Genomic DNA, 17,463 nt, shown 5'->3' with positions numbered 1-17,463 from the left:
GAAGAGAAGTGAATCTAGCAGAACTTCAAGAGAGGCTATGCCAGCATTATTCTCGATTACGTGATCTGCGGACTACCGAAAATTATCCCGTTTATGCGATCGAGCATGGTCTGAGCGAAGCAGAGATTTCTACTGCTCAATCGCTTCTCAATGCCAACTTGAATACAACAAAACGTGCTACTCGCACTTTTTGGCTGGTATGGATCGCTGCCGCTGCTGAGATAGGTTACACATATGACGGAACCGAATATTGGGATTCCTTCGCTATAGCCTTTCCCTCCTGGCCTAAGTTTGGAGACCGTGATCAAATCCGCATATGGTATAGACGATTTACTACTGATTTTAATAGTGTCACCCCCTCCGGGTCATGGGCACAGCAGTTTCCTATTATTTCTTGGCCAATCACGCAAGCCATTCTGCCAAGATATCTACAACGTTTTTTTGCCGATCACCTATACAATCTTCGCCATTTACTGACTAGAAGTGATGAGCTTACATTAGAAGAAATAGGTGAACTACTAAGCGATGAATATCATGGTGGTTCATCTCGGTTCGAGGGTTTCTTACAACAAAAAACTCTAACAGCACGAATTGTAATGGCGATGCGTCTTGAAGATGTCGTTGATGTTATCTCCCCCATTGAGAAAAGCACATTACGCCGCATCATAGACGACTTCGATAAGCTTGGTTCATTTGGTACTCGCCTAAAGGAAGTAAGACGAGTACTCCGTGAGGCTCGTTTCGTCAATTTGTATAGTACAAGCTTTATATCTTCTTCAAAAAATATCCAAGAAAATGTAACTCTCTCGAAAACTTGTACAGTAAAACCTCGGCTAATTGCACGGCAAAGAGGTTTAACAGAGTGGAACCTAAGGCTCGTAATTCCCGACATTGCAACATCTCTTCGTCAGGCCGGACTATCCCCGCTTGATTTAGAACACTCTCATATGCGCTTTCGTTATTATGGTGGAGGCAATGCATGGATGCCGGGCCGGGCATTATTTTCTTACACCGGAGGAACAGAAGAACCACTCTCGGCATACCCAACTGATAATCATTCTGTTTTCGAATTCGATCGCCCTTTTGAAAAAGTTACAGCCTCGTTGCAGGAAAGGCTGCTTTTCCCTGCAACGACTTTACGACTACTAAAGGTACGTACAGATGGTACGGCTGTTGAAGTCACGGGACGGCATGTAAAAGCTAACCAAGCTTATTTACTTGTCTGTTCGAATACAGTGCCCACTGAAGTTATCGATAGTCTATCGCTTACTCCTGTTCAGTCACAGACAACTGGAGCCGACGTTTGGCAATTTTCAATTCCTACGAAAGTAGATGCTGGAAAAATAGCAGCATTATCGTCGATTGGTCTTGGATATAAGTTAGGCATACGAGCCGAATCAATAGGTATGACTGCCCGATGGAACAATGTAGATGACGCGCTGGAGTTTCTTGACACAGAAGTTGTCATGTTTTACCTAGCATCGGATGTTGAAGCCGACGAATTACAGATCATTATTAATAAATATCCTCCTATACATCTGCGTCCGGAACCCAACGGAAAAACGTTCATTTCGCTCGGTAAGCTTCCAATAGGTTTGTATTATGTATCTTTATCTGCACTCGGCGTAGCTACCGGTAGCAACATAATAAGCGAAGAAATCCTCATTAGGGTGCGTTTAGCGGCACCTTGGCAAAAGACTGTCTCAGGAAAAGCAGGGGTTAGCCTCAAGCTTGAACCGCAGGGAGCCACATTAGAGCAGTTTCTTGACCACGCAGCCACCCTGAGGTGTATGGCTCCTGCCGGGCGTATTGTTAAACTGGAAATCCGTTTCTTCAACGCAGACGGCACGCTTTTTCATATAGAGCCGATTGGCAATTACAAGGCTCCTGTTGACGATGAGAGAATATCTAAACTTATCGTACAGAAACTGACAGCAGACAACTACATTGAACATGTTGATCGTTCCGCGTGTATAGAATTGCTCATATCGTTGGACGAATATGGCCTAGAGAGCGTGCGATTCGACAAGAAAGCAGAACCTTTACGGTGGCTACGTTTAGACAAACGTACTATCCGACTCACCGATGATACAGAGGAAACAAGTCTGCCTTCTGTAAAGAGATATGATTTGAACGCTGTTGAAATTGGTCACGAAGTGGACTATGAACAGGCTCTGTCCGGACTAGAGCTTCGTGGTAAGGGCGGTTTGTTTGTTGCAAGCATCAATGATCAAACTTACGAAGTGATCGCTATGGCTTCGCAGCGCCAAATTTCTGATTTTCGAGATCTGAATATTCTGACTCATGTGTCCGCAGAAGAACCACAGCCACTAACCATTATCAATGCTCTGGAATATTGGCAGGGAGCTCGGAGGCTGATAGGACCAATGGCTTTTTGGGCTCGGCGCAACGCTATTCTCACACTTGAAAAAGAACTTGAACGATATCTATGCGGTAATGACTGGGCAGAAGATATAAACAAGGTTCAAACTGGTAAAAGGGACATTGGATTTCTTTATAGGCGAGTTTATTATTCACAAGGATTCGCTTCAGGCTTATTGAGCGCACAAGATTGGCAATATGATCATGATGCAGAAACTGCTGAACTAGAATTCTTCCGACTGGCTCATGCTTATAAAATTCCGGAAACAGACATCCTCTATCGTCTTGCACTGAAATTGGCATTTCAACCGCATACCGTGAAACCCTCGGACCTCGCATCACCAAATGCATTCGATATGCTACGGAAAAACTCTGCACTAATCCGCGGAGCGTATTTTGCGCGTCTAGTGGCACACTGCCAGAAAACGAGCTCTAAGACGGAGGTCTTATGAACAATATTAAAATACTTAGCCGAGCTGATTGCCTTAAGTATTCATCTCGCTCATTAGGACTTCCTGACTTGCAAAAACTTGATAATGCATTAATCGCTCAAGCGTTGCGGAGAACCGTTTTCATTGAAGCTCCTTGTTCGATTCGGACAGTATGCTCACTCGTAATGAATTCCCTATGTCCATTAACTGACGAGCCTGAGAACTTAAAGACACACATCTACGATATTATTGACGACCTTGTCAACTTGGGTGATCTTCTTGAAATGCGGGACGAAATCGCGGGGGAAACGAACCTCATTTTGCGCCCTGCTCCACCGGCGTTTGTGCTTCGAAGCGATGGGACATTCATTATAGTGGGAGTGGCTGGTGATGATGTCACTCCGCCACAGGTAAATGACTTTAATCTCGTTTATTACCCGAGTGGTTTAAGAATACTCACACCAAGCAATACGCAATCATGTCGGCAAACACTTATCGATCTAGGACTTATTGAGTTACCTATGATTACATGGCTACGTGCACCAGTTTCGATTACAGCCGACAAACTTGTAAAATCCTGGATCAGCAGACTCCCCAACGATATACACCCGGAAAAAATAGAGAATTTTGAGATAATTGATATTAGCAATACAACTTCATACTATAAAGGCAGATGGCAGTCACTAAACGAACAACATGCTGGAATTTATATTGCCCGACGCCCACAACGCTACGGGGCAAGACTGTGGTGCATTGCCGAAATTCGGGACGGATTAGTCCAACGCTTCGTTGATATTCATTCAGGAGATGCGCGCTTTCGAGATTGTGATGAAGCGTGGCGATTACTCGCTGCGATGGATGCACTTTCTGGCTCTCCGCAACAGGTCAGAGTTGTTTATGAAAAGGAGATAACTGTGCTGTCCTTTACATCTCCTCTTCCTTCTTGGGCGATTAGGCGTCTTAGTCTGATCGGTGAACGTTTAAAGCCTCATCGCGCCTTGCTGCAATTTTCACTGCCTTTACATAATAGTGAAGAAGAACTTCATTGGCTAGAGGAATCCCTCTGGCTAACTCGGGATTAGTATGGGAGCACTAAATGAAAACAGCCACAATACAACAAACAATTGACGAATTACGGCAGAGCCTGACGCATTATATCGAGGCGACATATCACATCGGCCACCCTTCCATAGTCAAACAGCGTCGTGAGCTATTGAATCAGATCGGTGGCATCTATCAGGCTCCATATCTGGAATCGACTCCCCGCTATAAGAGCGCCAGTCCTTATAATGAGATTGATAGTTTGCCACCAGCAGCACTTGAAGCATTGAGAGTTCTTTCTGACAAAAAATCAGGAAAACCAGTAATTTACCCTTCCCCTTATACCCATCAATTGGAGGCCCTACAAGAGATTCTCAACAATAATCGAAACCTTATGATTATGACGGGAACAGGTTCTGGCAAAACTGAATCATTCCTCTTACCGATATTAGGCAAGTTCGCAATTGAAGCCTGCGAGAACCCAGAGCGCTTTAAAAAATATAATGCTGTTCGCGCATTAGTGCTTTATCCTATGAACGCCCTCGTGAACGACCAATTAAGTCGATTGCGAACAATGTTTGGTTCCCCTCAAACCGTTGCTCTATTCGAAAAATGGGCTAAGCGTCCCGTCCTCTTCGCGCGTTATACTAGCCGTACCCCATATGCGGGCCTGCGCACACCTAATAAAGATAGTAAACGACTAGCATCTATTGGTGAATTTTTCGGTGAGATCGAGGATGCGAAACGACGCTATGAACATTCCCCTTCCGACGGGGAAGAATACCGCGCGGCTAAACTCTTTGATACCTTAAAGGTACGGGGAAAATGGCCATCCAAAGAAAGTGTTTCCGACTGGTTGGGTAAAGCGCCTGTGCCTTGGGCGAAGCGAGCAATCTGCCGTCCACACGATTCTGAACTAATTACACGCCATGAAGTTCATGCATCTCCACCCGATCTTCTCATTACAAACTATTCGATGCTTGAATATATGATGATGCGTCCCATTGAGCGTGGCATATTTGACGCAACAAAAGAATGGTTGGACGCTTGCCCGGACGAGAAATTTCTTATCGTTCTTGATGAAGCTCATCTTTACAGAGGAGCACAAGGTGCTGAAGTCGGATTATTGATACGTAGACTAAGAGAACGTCTTGGTATACCAGCCGAGAGGTTCCAAGTCATATGCTCGACCGCAAGCTTCAGTGATGAGGGTAAGAAAAATGCTGGTGTATTCGGCGCACAGCTTTCCGGAGTATCGGCCGAATCATTCGTGTCAATAGTAGGAGAACTACAGTTACGTTCTCCTGAAGACCGTGGATCAATGGTCGATATAAGCACCCTTGCTGCTGTTAATCTTAAACAGTTCTATTCAGCAGACCATAGTCAACAATTGGCAGCGATTGAGAGCTTTCTAAAGTTTCGAGGGGTATCAGTCAAAGATGTAAGTGATGTGGACGCTAAACTTTATCTGGCGCTGTACGATTACGCGCCATTTAATCGACTTGTAAATGAGACTATGACTGCTGCGGTATCGCTCTCCAAACTACCAGAAATAATCTTTGACGATACAATACCATCGAATCTTTTGGAAAAAGCCACAACGGTATTACTCGCGCTTGGGAGTCGCGCGAAAAAAACACCAAACGAAGCTAGCCTTCTTCCATGCAGAATACATTCATTCTTCCGTGGACTTCCTGGCTTATGGATATGCATGGATCCCAATTGCCCCGATGCCCTCAGAGACAGGCGAAGCCCTGCCGGAAGATTGTTTTCGCAACCACACGAGCGATGCAGTTGCGGCGCTCCGGTTTTGGAATATTATACTTGCCGTCATTGTGGCACTTCATATGCCAGGGCCTATACAAATGATGTTGCGCAGCCACGCTATTTATGGTCCAAAGAAGGTGAAAGAATTGAGACTGCTTCAGGGCTTATAGAGGCTCTTCATCCTCTTGATCTTCTTATTGAAGAACCGCCATCAGATGATAAAGCCAAAGCCGCTTACTATGATCTTGTATCGGGCCAGCTAAATCCAGATGTACTAGGAGAGAAATATCGAACCGTCTTCCTTGCTCCTGCAAAGCCCGTAACAGATAGCTCGAAAGATACCACCCGTGGAGCAGGTCCAGGGCAATTCGCTCCTTGTGCATGTTGCAACCAGATGGCAGGTCATGGACAATCTAGCGTTCAAGATCATCAGACCAAGGGCGATCAACCGTTTCAGGCTTTATTGGGATCACAGCTAAGAATACAGCCCCCTGGTCCACAGCATCAAACTTCTTTTGCGCCACTTCGTGGGCGTAAGGTTCTAATCTTCTCTGATTCTCGCCAAGTAGCCGCTCGTCTGGCTGGCACACTTCAGAACTATTCCTTACGTGATGCTGTGCGGGCACTTCTTCCGTTGGGTTATAAGATTCTTAGCCGCGATCCGGACTTCTCCAAAACTCTTGTGCTCAACCATGCGTACTTATCAGTTTTAGTGGCTGCCCATAAGTTAGGCGTTCGACTAAGGCCCCAACTTGGTGATGCAGAAACACTTTCAGAGGTAGAAGGACCAAGTCCAGGCCCATCTCCCGCAGGTATACAGCTCTTTCAACTCCTCAGTTCGTTGTCCCGATGCCCTCAGCGTCTTATGCAGGCAATCTCCGATACGTTTAAACATACGAACATGGGACTTGATCTGGAGGCCTTGGCGATCGCCACGATTGGCGAGCCCCCACAAATCTCGTCCAAGATTGTAAAACTTCCCGATCTACCAGGAGTCGCCGAAACCGAGGAGGCTAAATTGACAGTCTGTCGAGCTTGGCTGCGATGCTGGACGCTTGATCCGGGAATCTGGTTTTCAGACATGCCTGACTCTTGGTGGAATGAACGAGTGAGATCCCATCAAGGGGTATTTACTGCCATGAACCGAGTTCTTGTATCGAAGCAATCGAAATCAATATTCAAAAAGAATTGGCTTCCAACTCTTCTGACCATTTTTACCGAGCAAACAATGGGAGGGGGACATCGTTTAGTTGCTTCGAAGCTTTCTCTTCATTTAAATGGTCAGTGGCAGCGATGCAATAGTTGCAAATCTGTTCATCGCCCAGTCGGAACTCTCAGTAGATGTATTGACTGTGAAAGTTCTGATGTGAGCAACTTTGATCCCGCTTTAGATGAGGTTTACAAGGCACGTCGTGGTTTTTATCGCGACCCTATCGCTTCAGCACTTGATGTTGAAGATCCCCAACTAATGACCATTATTGCAGCAGAGCACACAGCTCAACTTGGAGCGGCACAGCCGGATGAAGCCTTCTCTCACTCTGAGCGACACGAAATAAGATTTCAGGATATCGATGTCGCCTGGAGAGATAAGGACCGCCCTGGTGAACCCGCTATTGATGTGCTTTCAAGCACCACGACTATGGAAGTAGGTATTGATATCGGTGATCTTTCAGGCGTGGCACTTCGTAATATGCCTCCAACCCGCGCCAATTATCAGCAGCGTGCTGGCCGAGCAGGCCGACGTGCTAATGCAGTTGCGACTGTTGTAGCATTTGGCAGCTCGGACAGCCATGACGACCATTATTTTACGGATCCAGAGGAAATGATACGGGGTAATGTAATTGATCCACGCCTTACGTTAGAAAATCCGGAAATAACGCGACGCCATCTTCGCGCCTATCTGCTTCAGCGCTATCATGAAGACCGTATTCCTAGATTAATCCCAGGTGCCGATCCTAATTTGTTTTCCGTTTTGGGCAAAGTTGGTGATTTCAAAACTCGGGGACCTTTGCTCAATCGTTATGATTTTGCTAAATGGCTGGAAGATAATGCACAAGACCTCGCTAACGCGGCTGATCGCTGGCTACCCACTGAGTTGTCGCCAGATGATCGCCATAGGTTGATTGCTGAAATGATGGTTGACGCGACAGATACGATTGACGAAGCCATAGATTTTATTCAATCAGAGAACCAAGATGTCAACGCCGCCCTAGAAAAAAGTAAGGACGACTCTGATGATCAAACCGAGAATGAGATAATGACCGAGTCGGAGGATAACGTACATATTGTTGATCCCGCCACGGATAAACTACTTGACCGTCTCCTTTACCGGGGAGTAGTTCCACGGTATGCGTTTCCAACCGATGTTGTGGCATTTCACGTTTTCAATCAAGAGAGATCAACCCCGTTTACATCGGTTATAGATTATGCTCCCGCTCAGGGGCTTGCACTGGCTCTATCTCAATACGCACCAAACAAGCAACTCTGGATAAACGGCAAACAGTATACATCCAAAGCTATATATTCTCCTTATCCAGCCGAACGACGGGACGCTTGGGGAAAACGAAAACTCTACTTCGAGTGCAGCACTTGCTCCCATGCAAGGACTGACGATTACTTAAAAGAGAGGGAGAACACGACAGAGACTTGTCCAGCCTGCAACACACCCAACTCTTTCGGCCCGGCAAGGGTCTGGTTCCGTCCTGTCGGCTTTGCGCACCCAATCGATACACCGCCGGAAACTGAGCCAGACTCACCAAACGAGACCGCAAGAGCGACGCGCGCCAAGTTAGTTATGCAAACGCCGAATCCTGACAAGAGCTGGATTCAGGTATCCGAGCGGGTGCGTGCTTTCAAAGTGAGAGAATTTCTCTTAGTATCAAATACTGGTGTCGATAAAGATGGCTACGATTATTGTCTCGCCTGTGGTCGAATCGAGTCATCGGCGGCTCCTGAGGAACTACTCTCCCAACCACACGCTACACCATTCCGCAGTGAAGAAGGCTCCATCTGCCCAGGAGGAGCGGCAAAACGTCACGTAATTCTTGGGACTGATTTCAAAACTGACATTGCATTATTTTCATTCCCGCTAACAGAGCCGTTCCAACTCTTGCCCGGCAGTATAGAAGCTGATTCTGTACTTAGAACACTATGCGAAGCTATGGCCAAGGCTGCGTGTCAAACACTAGATATTGAACCGGGAGAAGTTCTAGCCGAATACCGCCCAGCTTTGACAGAAAAAGGCGCAAGCGGTAACGAAGTTGAAATTTTCCTATATGACACATTGGCAGGAGGTGCAGGGTTTTCGACCGAACTTGTGAATCGGGCAAGAGAATTGTTTGAGCACACGCGAAATCTTCTAGCAAGTTGTCCAGAAAACTGCGACACATCCTGCTATCGCTGCCTGCAAAGTTTCCGCAATCGAATGGACCACTCGCTCCTAGATCGCAAACTCGGCATTCAGTTTATTGAACATGCGTTTGATGGTGGATATCCGCCTTATCCTGCCGAGCGTACTCGACGATCGCTTGATCTTCTCGCCCGTGATCTGATTCGGCAGTATGGAACCGAATTTTCTTTCTCTCGTGAAGTTCAACGATATGACAATGAAGCTGGAGCTATAGTAATTCCAATTGTTGCTACACGCCTGGCTACGGGCGCAGAAACTTGGATATCACTCAGTTCGCCACTAGCCCCGGCGATTCCGACAGATCATAAACTCCAGAAACTTAGTCCTCAAGGGTCAGAAAAAATGGAGTGCGCAGATGACCTTATTATTCGTAGACATTTACCAGAGGCAAGTTTGCAACTTCGAGGAAAACTGAGATAAGACCATAGTGAATTTACACTTGGCGGCGACGGAGTCCTCGCCGCCCATTTACGAAATTGTTCATTAAAAGAAAATATTGATAATGTACTAGTCATTTATTCTAATTACTGGCTATTCTAGCCAGTAATTATTGTTAATACATATCAATTAACTATTGCTACTCCCTCCAGTCTTTCGTATAGAGTAGATCGTTATCGCTCAACTTGAGAACGGTATGAATACGCAACAATCGTTCAACTTTGGCACCGAATTTTGCGGCTTCATCAAATAAAGAAAAAGATCTACGGAACGCGGGAAGAAGCCCGCAGCGATATTTTTGATTACATCGAAATGTTTTATAACAGTAAGCGTCGGCATGGTTCTAGCGATCAGATGTCACCGACAGAATATGAAAACCAGTATTATCAACGACTTGGAAGTGTCTGGATTATCCGTGGCGATTCATTCATAATATCTAAAGAGTAAAATGAACAAGTCGATATCTATTACTGTTTGTCAGTCAACTTTGCCCATAAAGGTAATGGGAAAAGAGAATTGATCGGATATGGATTAGCCTCATCTCGACTAAGACGCTTCTGTTGATGTATTTTACTGTTCACGAATTCAACCTTAGAATAAGGCTTGAGGTAACAAGGTAATTTTTTAAACCTCTCGAGCATTGGCCCAATCTCTTGTTCAGCCCAAACTTTCATCAGCGACAATTCTGGTGACGTGTTTTCCTCTACGTCAGGAATACCTGAAAAATAGTCTTCTACGCTTTGATAGCGATGAAGCGATGAATTCTGGAGTTCATAAGAAACGCCCATGTTGAACAGAGTGTGACGAATAATACCTGTTACTAATTTTGCATAATCCCGAGTGGTCAGTTTAGTGTTAAAATTTTTCATATTAATAAGGCCAAACCCTTCTGACCCCATACCTATCTCGTACCGCAGGTCAAAATCTAATAAAGAAGCTACGAGTCTAGGAACCTGCTCCATTTTTTTTATTAATCCTGTATTAACACTTTTATACCAGTTACTTAGAGCATCTATCACTCCGGCAGAATGTTTGTGTTCTTGTCGCCCCCAAAGATCAACAGTCGATGATTTATTATATGCCTCAAGGATCTCTGCCTTTATAGCCTCCATTACGCTATCAATCTGCCCAAGATTAATCATGTTATTGAGCATATCCGCATTAAAATCCATACGGAACTGATGTTTATCCTTTATCGAAGTGCACATCTCTTTGAAGAGTGAAACTGGTTCAGAATTCATCTGAGTAGGCCAGATCAACTGATCAAAAGTCGCTTTCAAATGCTTACCAATCTTTTTCGCCAAACGACCTTTAACTTCAGATTGAAATGCTGCCGTATCTTCGTCGTTATTTCTCTTTTCAATGAGATCAGTTAACTCGTCAAGGCTCAGGTTACTATTAAATAATGGGTTATCTGTCTCAAATATCAGAAAGGGACTTTTGTTTATATCTTGCCAAGTTTGGACGATGTATGTAGACAAAGATAAATTATCGAAAGCAAGCAGAGGATGAAAAACAGATAGAGGATCACGCAGAATAGTATACATCGCATAATAAGAATAAGGGTGAACTTCATTATCAGAAGCAAAAGCAATTCCCTTTTTCTCAATCTCTTGCAGCAGTGATATGCGCCCCATCCTCTCGTCTTTCAACAGCATACCCACAATCTCATTACTTCCCTTCCCCTCCGCTAATAATTTCAGTACATCATCACACACGTTCTCATATTTTTTAGCTTCATGCACAAGTTGAATACGATTTTTAAACCCCTGGGCACCATGGCTTATGTATTGTTGTCTGCTATAGATAGCCAGCAAAAGCACCTGTTCCCAAGCCATTTTCTGGATGTTCTGTGTGGCACTAATTAATGCTTTCACATCTATACCAAAAACATTCTTATATTTTTGATTATTTTTAATTTTTATCACTCCTCTGCTTATGTCGCCAAACCTAGTCGAAAAAAAGATAACAACACCCAATTCATATCATAAAACAACCAATATCTACAGTAAAGTAAAAAACACCAAGAATAGGGTATGGAAATCCAAACAAAAAACAAAAAACCTTACCCTAAACTAGTAGTTATAGTATTTTTTCTATAAAAAAATAGACATTGCATACCCAGATAGAGCTGATATTGTAGGAGATACTCAGTAGCGAGTATCTATCGTTATCGAGCATTGAATCCGTTTACTATGGTTTTTACGAAGCATGGTGACACCATCGGAGTTGCTATTTATAGCATACGCCGCAAAGAATCAGCCGAGGAGGCTTACATGGCAAACGATGTAAATCCCAACCCCCAAAATTTGCCCAGCACTTCAGTTGCGGATATTCCCCAACTTGTAGCGCAAGCTAATGAGATACATGCTGGTGCAACTAAAATTAGCGCTCAAAAGATCGTATTCGATAACGGAACGATCTATCAAGATAATGGTACTAGCCATATTGTGGCTGGAAACGGTGGGATTGTTGAAGTAACTGAGAAAACTACAACGGTTACGATTGCTAATCCAGGGATTTCGTTGAAAGAAGCACTACCCACGGTAGTTGAAACGTATACGCAAGAAGTAGCCGCAGCATTTGCAAACACATCGCAACCATCAGTATCAGTACAACTTAATCCCCCCGATAAAAAATAAGAGGGGTCCTACGGCGAGTACTCCCTGCTAATCTCCTTAACGGGATAGTAGGCTCGCCTGTACGTTGCTGATGAAGAAATTACTAATATCGGGTGTATAAATCAGCGGGGGCAGGTCACTGTTGGTACAGAGCAGACTACCCTTGTAGATATAACCATCGTTACGACTGCCAAGTTCAAATCAATTTATGTAACCCGGCCTATTGGTGGTCATTCTGGTGGTCTTGACAGGATGAATATTCCGGTTTAGCTTAATTATTAGCCACTTGCTGGCAAAGGCGATCCCAGTCAGAGGAGCCAAATTTAAGAAGCCCGCTTAAGGAAACTTAAGCGGGCTTTTTGCTTTTAACGTCTGTGTAAAAGCTGCCTCTATAAGCGCTCAGTCTGCCATAACTCCCCATTCCATGCCGCATCACATCGTTGATTAAAGTTGTGTAAATGTAAATCGTTTAAACTTTGCAATTATTGTAAGTGCTAGTGATTATCATTTATTGTACGCGAGCCAAAAGAACGAGCCCCGACTCGGTTCACTGTATGTTCCAATTACTCTGGGATAAAAACGATGAATGCTCTGACTCGCACCGGATTGCGCCGTATCACGCTTGCCTCTGCCCTCCTCTTCTCTGTCAGCCTGCCGGCTTTCGCTCAGGAAACGCTAACGCTTTACACCACCCGTGAACCGGGCCTGATCCAGCCTTTACTTGATAGCTGGACTAAAACCAGCGGTATCAAAGTAAGTACGGTCTATATCAAAGACGGTATGCTTGAGCGTGTTAAGGCGGAAGGCAAAAACTCCCCTGCCGACCTGCTGATGACCGTCGATGCCGGAAATCTCATCGATTTGGTTGAAGCTGGCGTCACCCAGCCGGTAGAGTCAGAAGCGCTGAAAGCCGCCATTCCGGCGAATCTGCGCGGCGCGGATAATCAGTGGTTTGCGCTTTCTATGCGCGCCCGCGTACTGTATGCCGAGAAGTCGCTGCCAATCGATAACTGGCATTACGAACAGCTCGCCAGCCCAGAATACAAAGGTAAAGTTTGTATTCGTTCCGGTCAGCACCCCTACAACACGGCGCTGATCGCCGCGATGATTGCCCATCATGGTGAAGCTAAAACCGAAGAATGGCTACGCGGTGTCAAGGCTAACCTGGCGCGTAAAGCCACCGGCGGCGATCGCGATGTTGCCCGCGATATCCTCGGTGGAATTTGTGATATTGGTCTGGCCAACTCCTATTATGTCGGCCATATGAAAAACGCCAAAGAAGGCAGCGATGCTCGTCAGTGGGGCGATGCCATTAAAGTCGTTAAACCAACCTTTGAAAATGGCGGTACGCACGTCAACATCAGCGGCGCTGCCGTTGCCCGCTATGCGCCAAATAAAACCGATGCCGTTAAGCTGATGGAATATCTGGTTTCCGCGCCTGCCCAGCAGCAGTATGCGAAAGCGAACTTCGAATATCCGGTACTGAAAGGCGTAACGCTTGACCCGGTCATTAGCGCCACAATCGGTGAAATCGACGTCGATAAAACGCCGCTCACCGAGATCGTGAAGTATCGTAAACAAGCTAGCTTGCTGGTAGATAAAGTTGGATTCGATCAATAAATCGCTGCAGTTTCCGACGTTACGCGGCCTGGTTTCCGGGCCGCAGTCATTATTAACGCCGTTGCATCTTGGCGCGTTGTGCGTCGCGCTTGGCGTCCTGACCCCCATCGTTGCGCTGATCTGGCAGGCCACCCAGGCTGATTTATCCCACTGGGATAATCTTATGACATATGTACTGCCTTCAGCGCTCAAAAACACCGTGCTGTTGCTAACGGGTGTCGCGATAATGGTTGGCGTCATTGGCGTAGGCAGCGCATGGGCGGTAACGGCATGGGATTTCCCTGGGCGAAAAATTCTCAGTTGGGCGCTGCTGTTGCCGCTGGCAATGCCGACCTACATCGTTGCCTTCGCATGGCTCGATCTGCTGCATCCGATTGGCCCCCTGCAAACCTTTATCCGTTTCTTACTGGGCTTTGACAGCCCGCGACAGTTCCGCCTGCCCGATTTACGTTCCCTTTCCGGCGCAATAATCTTGCTCGGATTAGTACTTTATCCTTACGTGTACCTGACAACCCGCGCCATGTTTATCAGCCAGCCGGCCCATCTATTGGAAGCAGCGCGTACGCTGGGATGCAGCGCAACCGGGACCTTTTTTCGTGTTGCACTCCCCATGGCACGCCCGGCACTGGCCGTCGGGATCAGTCTGGCGCTGCTGGAGACGCTTAACGATATTGGCGCGTCGGAATTTCTCGGGGTACAAACGTTAACCGTTACCGTATACACCACATGGATCTCTCGCTCTGATTTATCTGCCGCAGCGCAAATCGCCTGCATGATGCTGATGTTTATATTCTTTATTCTGACGCTGGAATTTTATGGCCGCAGAAAACAGGGATTCAGCAGCCGTAGCCTGCGGGAAATTCAACCCACCCGCGTGCAAGGCTGGCGTGGCTGGCTACTCGGTGTCGTTATTTCGCTGCCGGTTGTGCTGGGCTTTCTGGCCCCGGTGCTGTTTTTAATCTGGGAAAGCGCCAAACGTATAGGTGACGAGAGCCCTATATCCTCCTCGTTACTGTCTGCATTACAAAATACGTTATCACTGGCCGCGGGAACCACGTTGGTGGTGGTTTGCGTCAGTATGTTGGTAGCCTGGAGCGCGCGGCATAGCGCCGCAGACAACGCGATGCCAGGATTTCGCCGTGGTGTAATGCGTCTGGCTTCTTTAGGCTACGCGGTTCCCGGTACAATTCTGGCAATTGGTTTTTTAACCCCCGCCATGGCAGTCGACCGCTGGCTGGCAGATTTACTGGATGTTCGCGGCCTGCCGCTGATGTCCGCCGGGATCCTGCTGGTAATTTGTTGTGCCATGCGTTTCCAGGCGATTGCTATCGGCGCACTGGATTCCGGCTTGGGCCGCATTCCGCCTTCGCTGGAGCAGGCTTCTCGTCTGTTGGGTGAGAATGGTGCGGGCACATTTGCACGGGTTCATTTCCCATTGCTGCGCCCGGCGTTAGTGAGTAGCGCCCTGCTGGTTTTTGCCGATGCCATGAAAGAACTGCCAACAACGTTGCTGTTGCGCCCGGTAAACTTCGAAACGCTGGCAACGTTGCTGTATGCAGAAGCCGCCCGTGGAACCTATGAAGAAGGTGCTATCGCCGCGCTAATGATTGTTTTAGCTGGCACGCTACCGGTTATTTTGTTGGTGCGTCACCAGATGACTCGCCGTGGTTAAGAGAGTAACAATGTCAGAAATTGCATTACGACTCCAGGATGTGCATGTTGCCTACGGCAACAGTCAGCAATCGGTGCTGAGCGGGTTTTCAATGTCGGTACGTAAAGGAGAGATCGCCTGTCTACTGGGCGCTTCAGGTTGCGGAAAAACCACCGTGTTACGCGCAGTTGCCGGATTTGAACGGCTGCGAAGCGGAGAGATCTATGTGTCGCAGCGCCGCGTTGCCGGTTCCGGTGTTCATCTGCCGCCGGAAAAACGGCATGTCGGCATGGTCTTTCAGGAATATGCGTTATTCCCTCACCTGACCGCGCAACAAAACGTGGCCTTTGGGTTACGACGTATGCCGCGTGAGCAGCAGCAGGTCCGGGTGGCGGAGCTGTTAAAAATGGTTGAGTTGCACAGTCATGCCGGCCGTTATCCGCATGAACTGTCCGGCGGTCAACAGCAGCGTATCGCTCTTGCGCGCGCGCTGGCGCCGCATCCGGAAATCCTGCTGCTCGATGAGCCTTTCTCCAGCCTTGATAAGCGCACGCGCGAGCGTCTTGGCAACGAGGTGCGGGATATTTTGCGTGCCGCCGGGCAAACGGCACTGCTGGTTACACACAGCGAACACGAGGCGCAGCTAATGGCAGACCATATTGGCGTGGTAAAAATGGGACAATATCAAATTAAAAAAGCGACCCACCCAGGCTGAAGGTCACAGGGTCGCCTTGAAAATTAGTAATGGGTCTGAATCAGACTGATATTCACCGGCATGCCGGAGCGTCTTTCCAGTGCCTGATTTCCGCGACTCATATCCACGTCATTCCCGCTGATGAAGGTGCGCAGCGCGGGGGTGACTGGCAAGGGAACTTTTCTGTCAGACTCGTATTCCGACCGGTTTCGTGACAGTGGTTCATGCACTTCCACCCAGCGACTACCGTCCGGCTCTACGCTGTATTTCACCGGTCGGTCTATCAGTTGCACACGCGTCCCTACCGGTACGGTATCAAACAGATATTTAATGTCGTCATTACGTAAACGGATACACCCCTGACTTACCCGCAGACCAATACCGAAATTCGCATTTGTGCCATGAATGGCATAAAGCCTGCCGATATAAATCGCATACAGTCCCATCGGGTTATCAGGCCCGGCAGGAACAAACGCCGGCAGGCTTTCCCCACGTGCTGCGTATTCGCGCCGGGTATTCGGCGTAGGCGTCCAGCTTGGTGCTTCCTGCTTACGTTCTACCGCCGTCACCCAGTTACGCGGCGTTTCTCTACCCGCCTGGCCAATGCCAATGGGTAAAACCTCAACCGTATTGCTGCCAGCGGGATAATAGTAAAGGCGCATTTCTGCGACGTTGATTACGATCCCCTCGCGTACAGTATCCGGTAATATCAGTTGCTGTGGCACAACCAGCGTCGAGCCAGACTTAGGCAGAAAAACATCCACGCCGGGATTGGCCTCCAGCATATTGCTCAACCCCTGTCCGTACTGCGCGGCAAAAGCTTCCAACGGCTGAGTGTTTCCTGAAGGTACCGTAATGGTCAAAGGGCTCCCCACCAGGCGACTGCCTTCAGGCGGGAGCGGATAACTCACCGCCTGCGCGCTCTGACTCACGAGCAGCATAATGAGTGAACAAAGCAGTTTTACACGACGCATCTTTTTCCTTTCCTTCGCCGCAGCAGATATCCGTTAATTATAGCTTTTATTATCTGTTTTAGTGGGTTACGCCTAAAATCCGCATAAAAAAGCCGCCTGAAGCTAATGCAGTTCAGTTAACGCCTCTGTATCAGAAAGCATCACCTGTGTTGGCAGAAGTTATGAATATGCTATCTCACGGTAAGGGTTCCGTTCACCTCATGTGCATCGTTTCTCTGAAACACCGATTCCTGTGAACGTGTAAAGGGCGTTCTCCGCCACGCCCTTTACAATCCCGGCTCCTGGCGGGAAAATTGCCACTCCGCGGTCCCCTCCGTTTATTCCTCCAGGCTACCGGGCCGGGCGCGAGGTAGCCTCCCTGCAAAACGCGCCCTGAACCCGCATCCCTGCGGGTTCTCCCGGCCTTACGGAAACACGTCGGCAATTTTCAGCCGG

9 protein-coding genes and 1 pseudogene are annotated in these 17,463 nt (G+C 47.4%); 8 read left to right on the top strand and 2 right to left on the bottom strand.

The features are described 5' to 3' along the window. Positions 1 to 8 precede the first annotated feature (8 nt). The 4 genes and pseudogenes from OGV93_RS16415 to OGV93_RS16400 all read left to right on the top strand — a co-directional run. A complete protein-coding gene (locus OGV93_RS16415) occupies positions 9 to 2,834 on the top strand; it encodes a hypothetical protein (RefSeq protein WP_287109785.1) in 2,826 nt (941 codons plus the stop codon). Continuing rightward, the gene (druD, locus tag OGV93_RS16410; RefSeq protein WP_095282518.1) at positions 2,831 to 3,895 is read left to right on the top strand and encodes a Druantia-type antiviral defence protein DruD; all 1,065 of its coding nucleotides are present in this window, start codon (positions 2,831 to 2,833) and stop codon (positions 3,893 to 3,895) included. Before OGV93_RS16415 ends, druD begins: the two co-directional genes overlap by 4 nt. A gap of 14 nt (positions 3,896 to 3,909) precedes the next feature. Beyond that, positions 3,910 to 9,450 carry a DEAD/DEAH box helicase family protein gene (locus OGV93_RS16405; protein ID WP_189088905.1) on the top strand — a complete coding sequence of 1,847 codons (5,541 nt, stop codon included), beginning with the start codon at positions 3,910 to 3,912 and terminating at the stop codon, positions 9,448 to 9,450. A 261-nt stretch (positions 9,451 to 9,711) separates the two neighbouring features. Then, positions 9,712 to 9,915, top strand: a pseudogene (locus OGV93_RS16400) (IS3 family transposase); the annotation flags it as partial. A gap of 20 nt (positions 9,916 to 9,935) precedes the next feature. Here the strand turns inward: OGV93_RS16400 and OGV93_RS16395 are convergent. Continuing rightward, positions 9,936 to 11,396 carry a hypothetical protein gene (locus tag OGV93_RS16395; RefSeq protein ID WP_095282521.1) on the bottom strand — a complete coding sequence of 487 codons (1,461 nt, stop codon included), beginning with the start codon at positions 11,394 to 11,396 and terminating at the stop codon, positions 9,936 to 9,938. 348 nt (positions 11,397 to 11,744) lie between these two features. On the opposite strand from OGV93_RS16395, the gene OGV93_RS16390 reads away from it, so the two are divergent. The 4 genes from OGV93_RS16390 (at position 11,745) to OGV93_RS16375 (ending at position 16,075) form a co-directional block, all read left to right on the top strand. Beyond that, positions 11,745 to 12,110 carry a hypothetical protein gene (locus tag OGV93_RS16390; RefSeq protein WP_095282522.1) on the top strand — a complete coding sequence of 122 codons (366 nt, stop codon included), beginning with the start codon at positions 11,745 to 11,747 and terminating at the stop codon, positions 12,108 to 12,110. A 561-nt stretch (positions 12,111 to 12,671) separates the two neighbouring features. Next, complete coding sequence (locus OGV93_RS16385; RefSeq protein ID WP_047416058.1) at positions 12,672 to 13,709, top strand: extracellular solute-binding protein; 1,038 nt, start codon at positions 12,672 to 12,674, stop codon at positions 13,707 to 13,709. After that, complete coding sequence (locus OGV93_RS16380; RefSeq protein ID WP_200010676.1) at positions 13,693 to 15,381, top strand: ABC transporter permease; 1,689 nt, start codon at positions 13,693 to 13,695, stop codon at positions 15,379 to 15,381. The genes OGV93_RS16385 and OGV93_RS16380 overlap by 17 nt, the downstream gene beginning before the upstream one ends. Before the next feature lie 10 nt (positions 15,382 to 15,391). Further along, entirely contained in the window at positions 15,392 to 16,075 is a 684-nt protein-coding gene (locus OGV93_RS16375) for an ABC transporter ATP-binding protein (RefSeq protein ID WP_049270582.1), read from the top strand. A 23-nt stretch (positions 16,076 to 16,098) separates the two neighbouring features. Here OGV93_RS16375 and ldtA read toward each other — a convergent pair whose 3' ends face one another. Continuing rightward, positions 16,099 to 17,028, bottom strand: a complete 930-nt coding sequence (gene ldtA / locus OGV93_RS16370) for a L,D-transpeptidase (protein WP_016153509.1) — start codon at positions 17,026 to 17,028, stop codon at positions 16,099 to 16,101. Positions 17,029 to 17,463: the final 435 nt, after the last annotated feature.

Origin of the sequence: Citrobacter sp. Cb031, assembly GCF_030336725.1 — a bacterium.
In the GTDB taxonomy this organism is placed as follows: Bacteria; Pseudomonadota; Gammaproteobacteria; order Enterobacterales; family Enterobacteriaceae; genus Citrobacter; species Citrobacter braakii.
Note: the sequence above shows the minus strand (reverse complement) of the source record. Positions and strands in the feature narration are given on the sequence as shown.

Coding starts and splice junctions, on each gene's coding strand:
- druD (WP_095282518.1), top strand. CDS start 2,831: ATGAACAATATTAAAATACTTAGCCGAGCTGATTGCCTTAAGTATTCA.
- OGV93_RS16405 (WP_189088905.1), top strand. CDS start 3,910: ATGAAAACAGCCACAATACAACAAACAATTGACGAATTACGGCAGAGC.
- OGV93_RS16390 (WP_095282522.1), top strand. CDS start 11,745: ATGGCAAACGATGTAAATCCCAACCCCCAAAATTTGCCCAGCACTTCA.
- OGV93_RS16385 (WP_047416058.1), top strand. CDS start 12,672: ATGAATGCTCTGACTCGCACCGGATTGCGCCGTATCACGCTTGCCTCT.
- OGV93_RS16375 (WP_049270582.1), top strand. CDS start 15,392: ATGTCAGAAATTGCATTACGACTCCAGGATGTGCATGTTGCCTACGGC.
- ldtA (WP_016153509.1), bottom strand. CDS start 17,028: ATGCGTCGTGTAAAACTGCTTTGTTCACTCATTATGCTGCTCGTGAGT.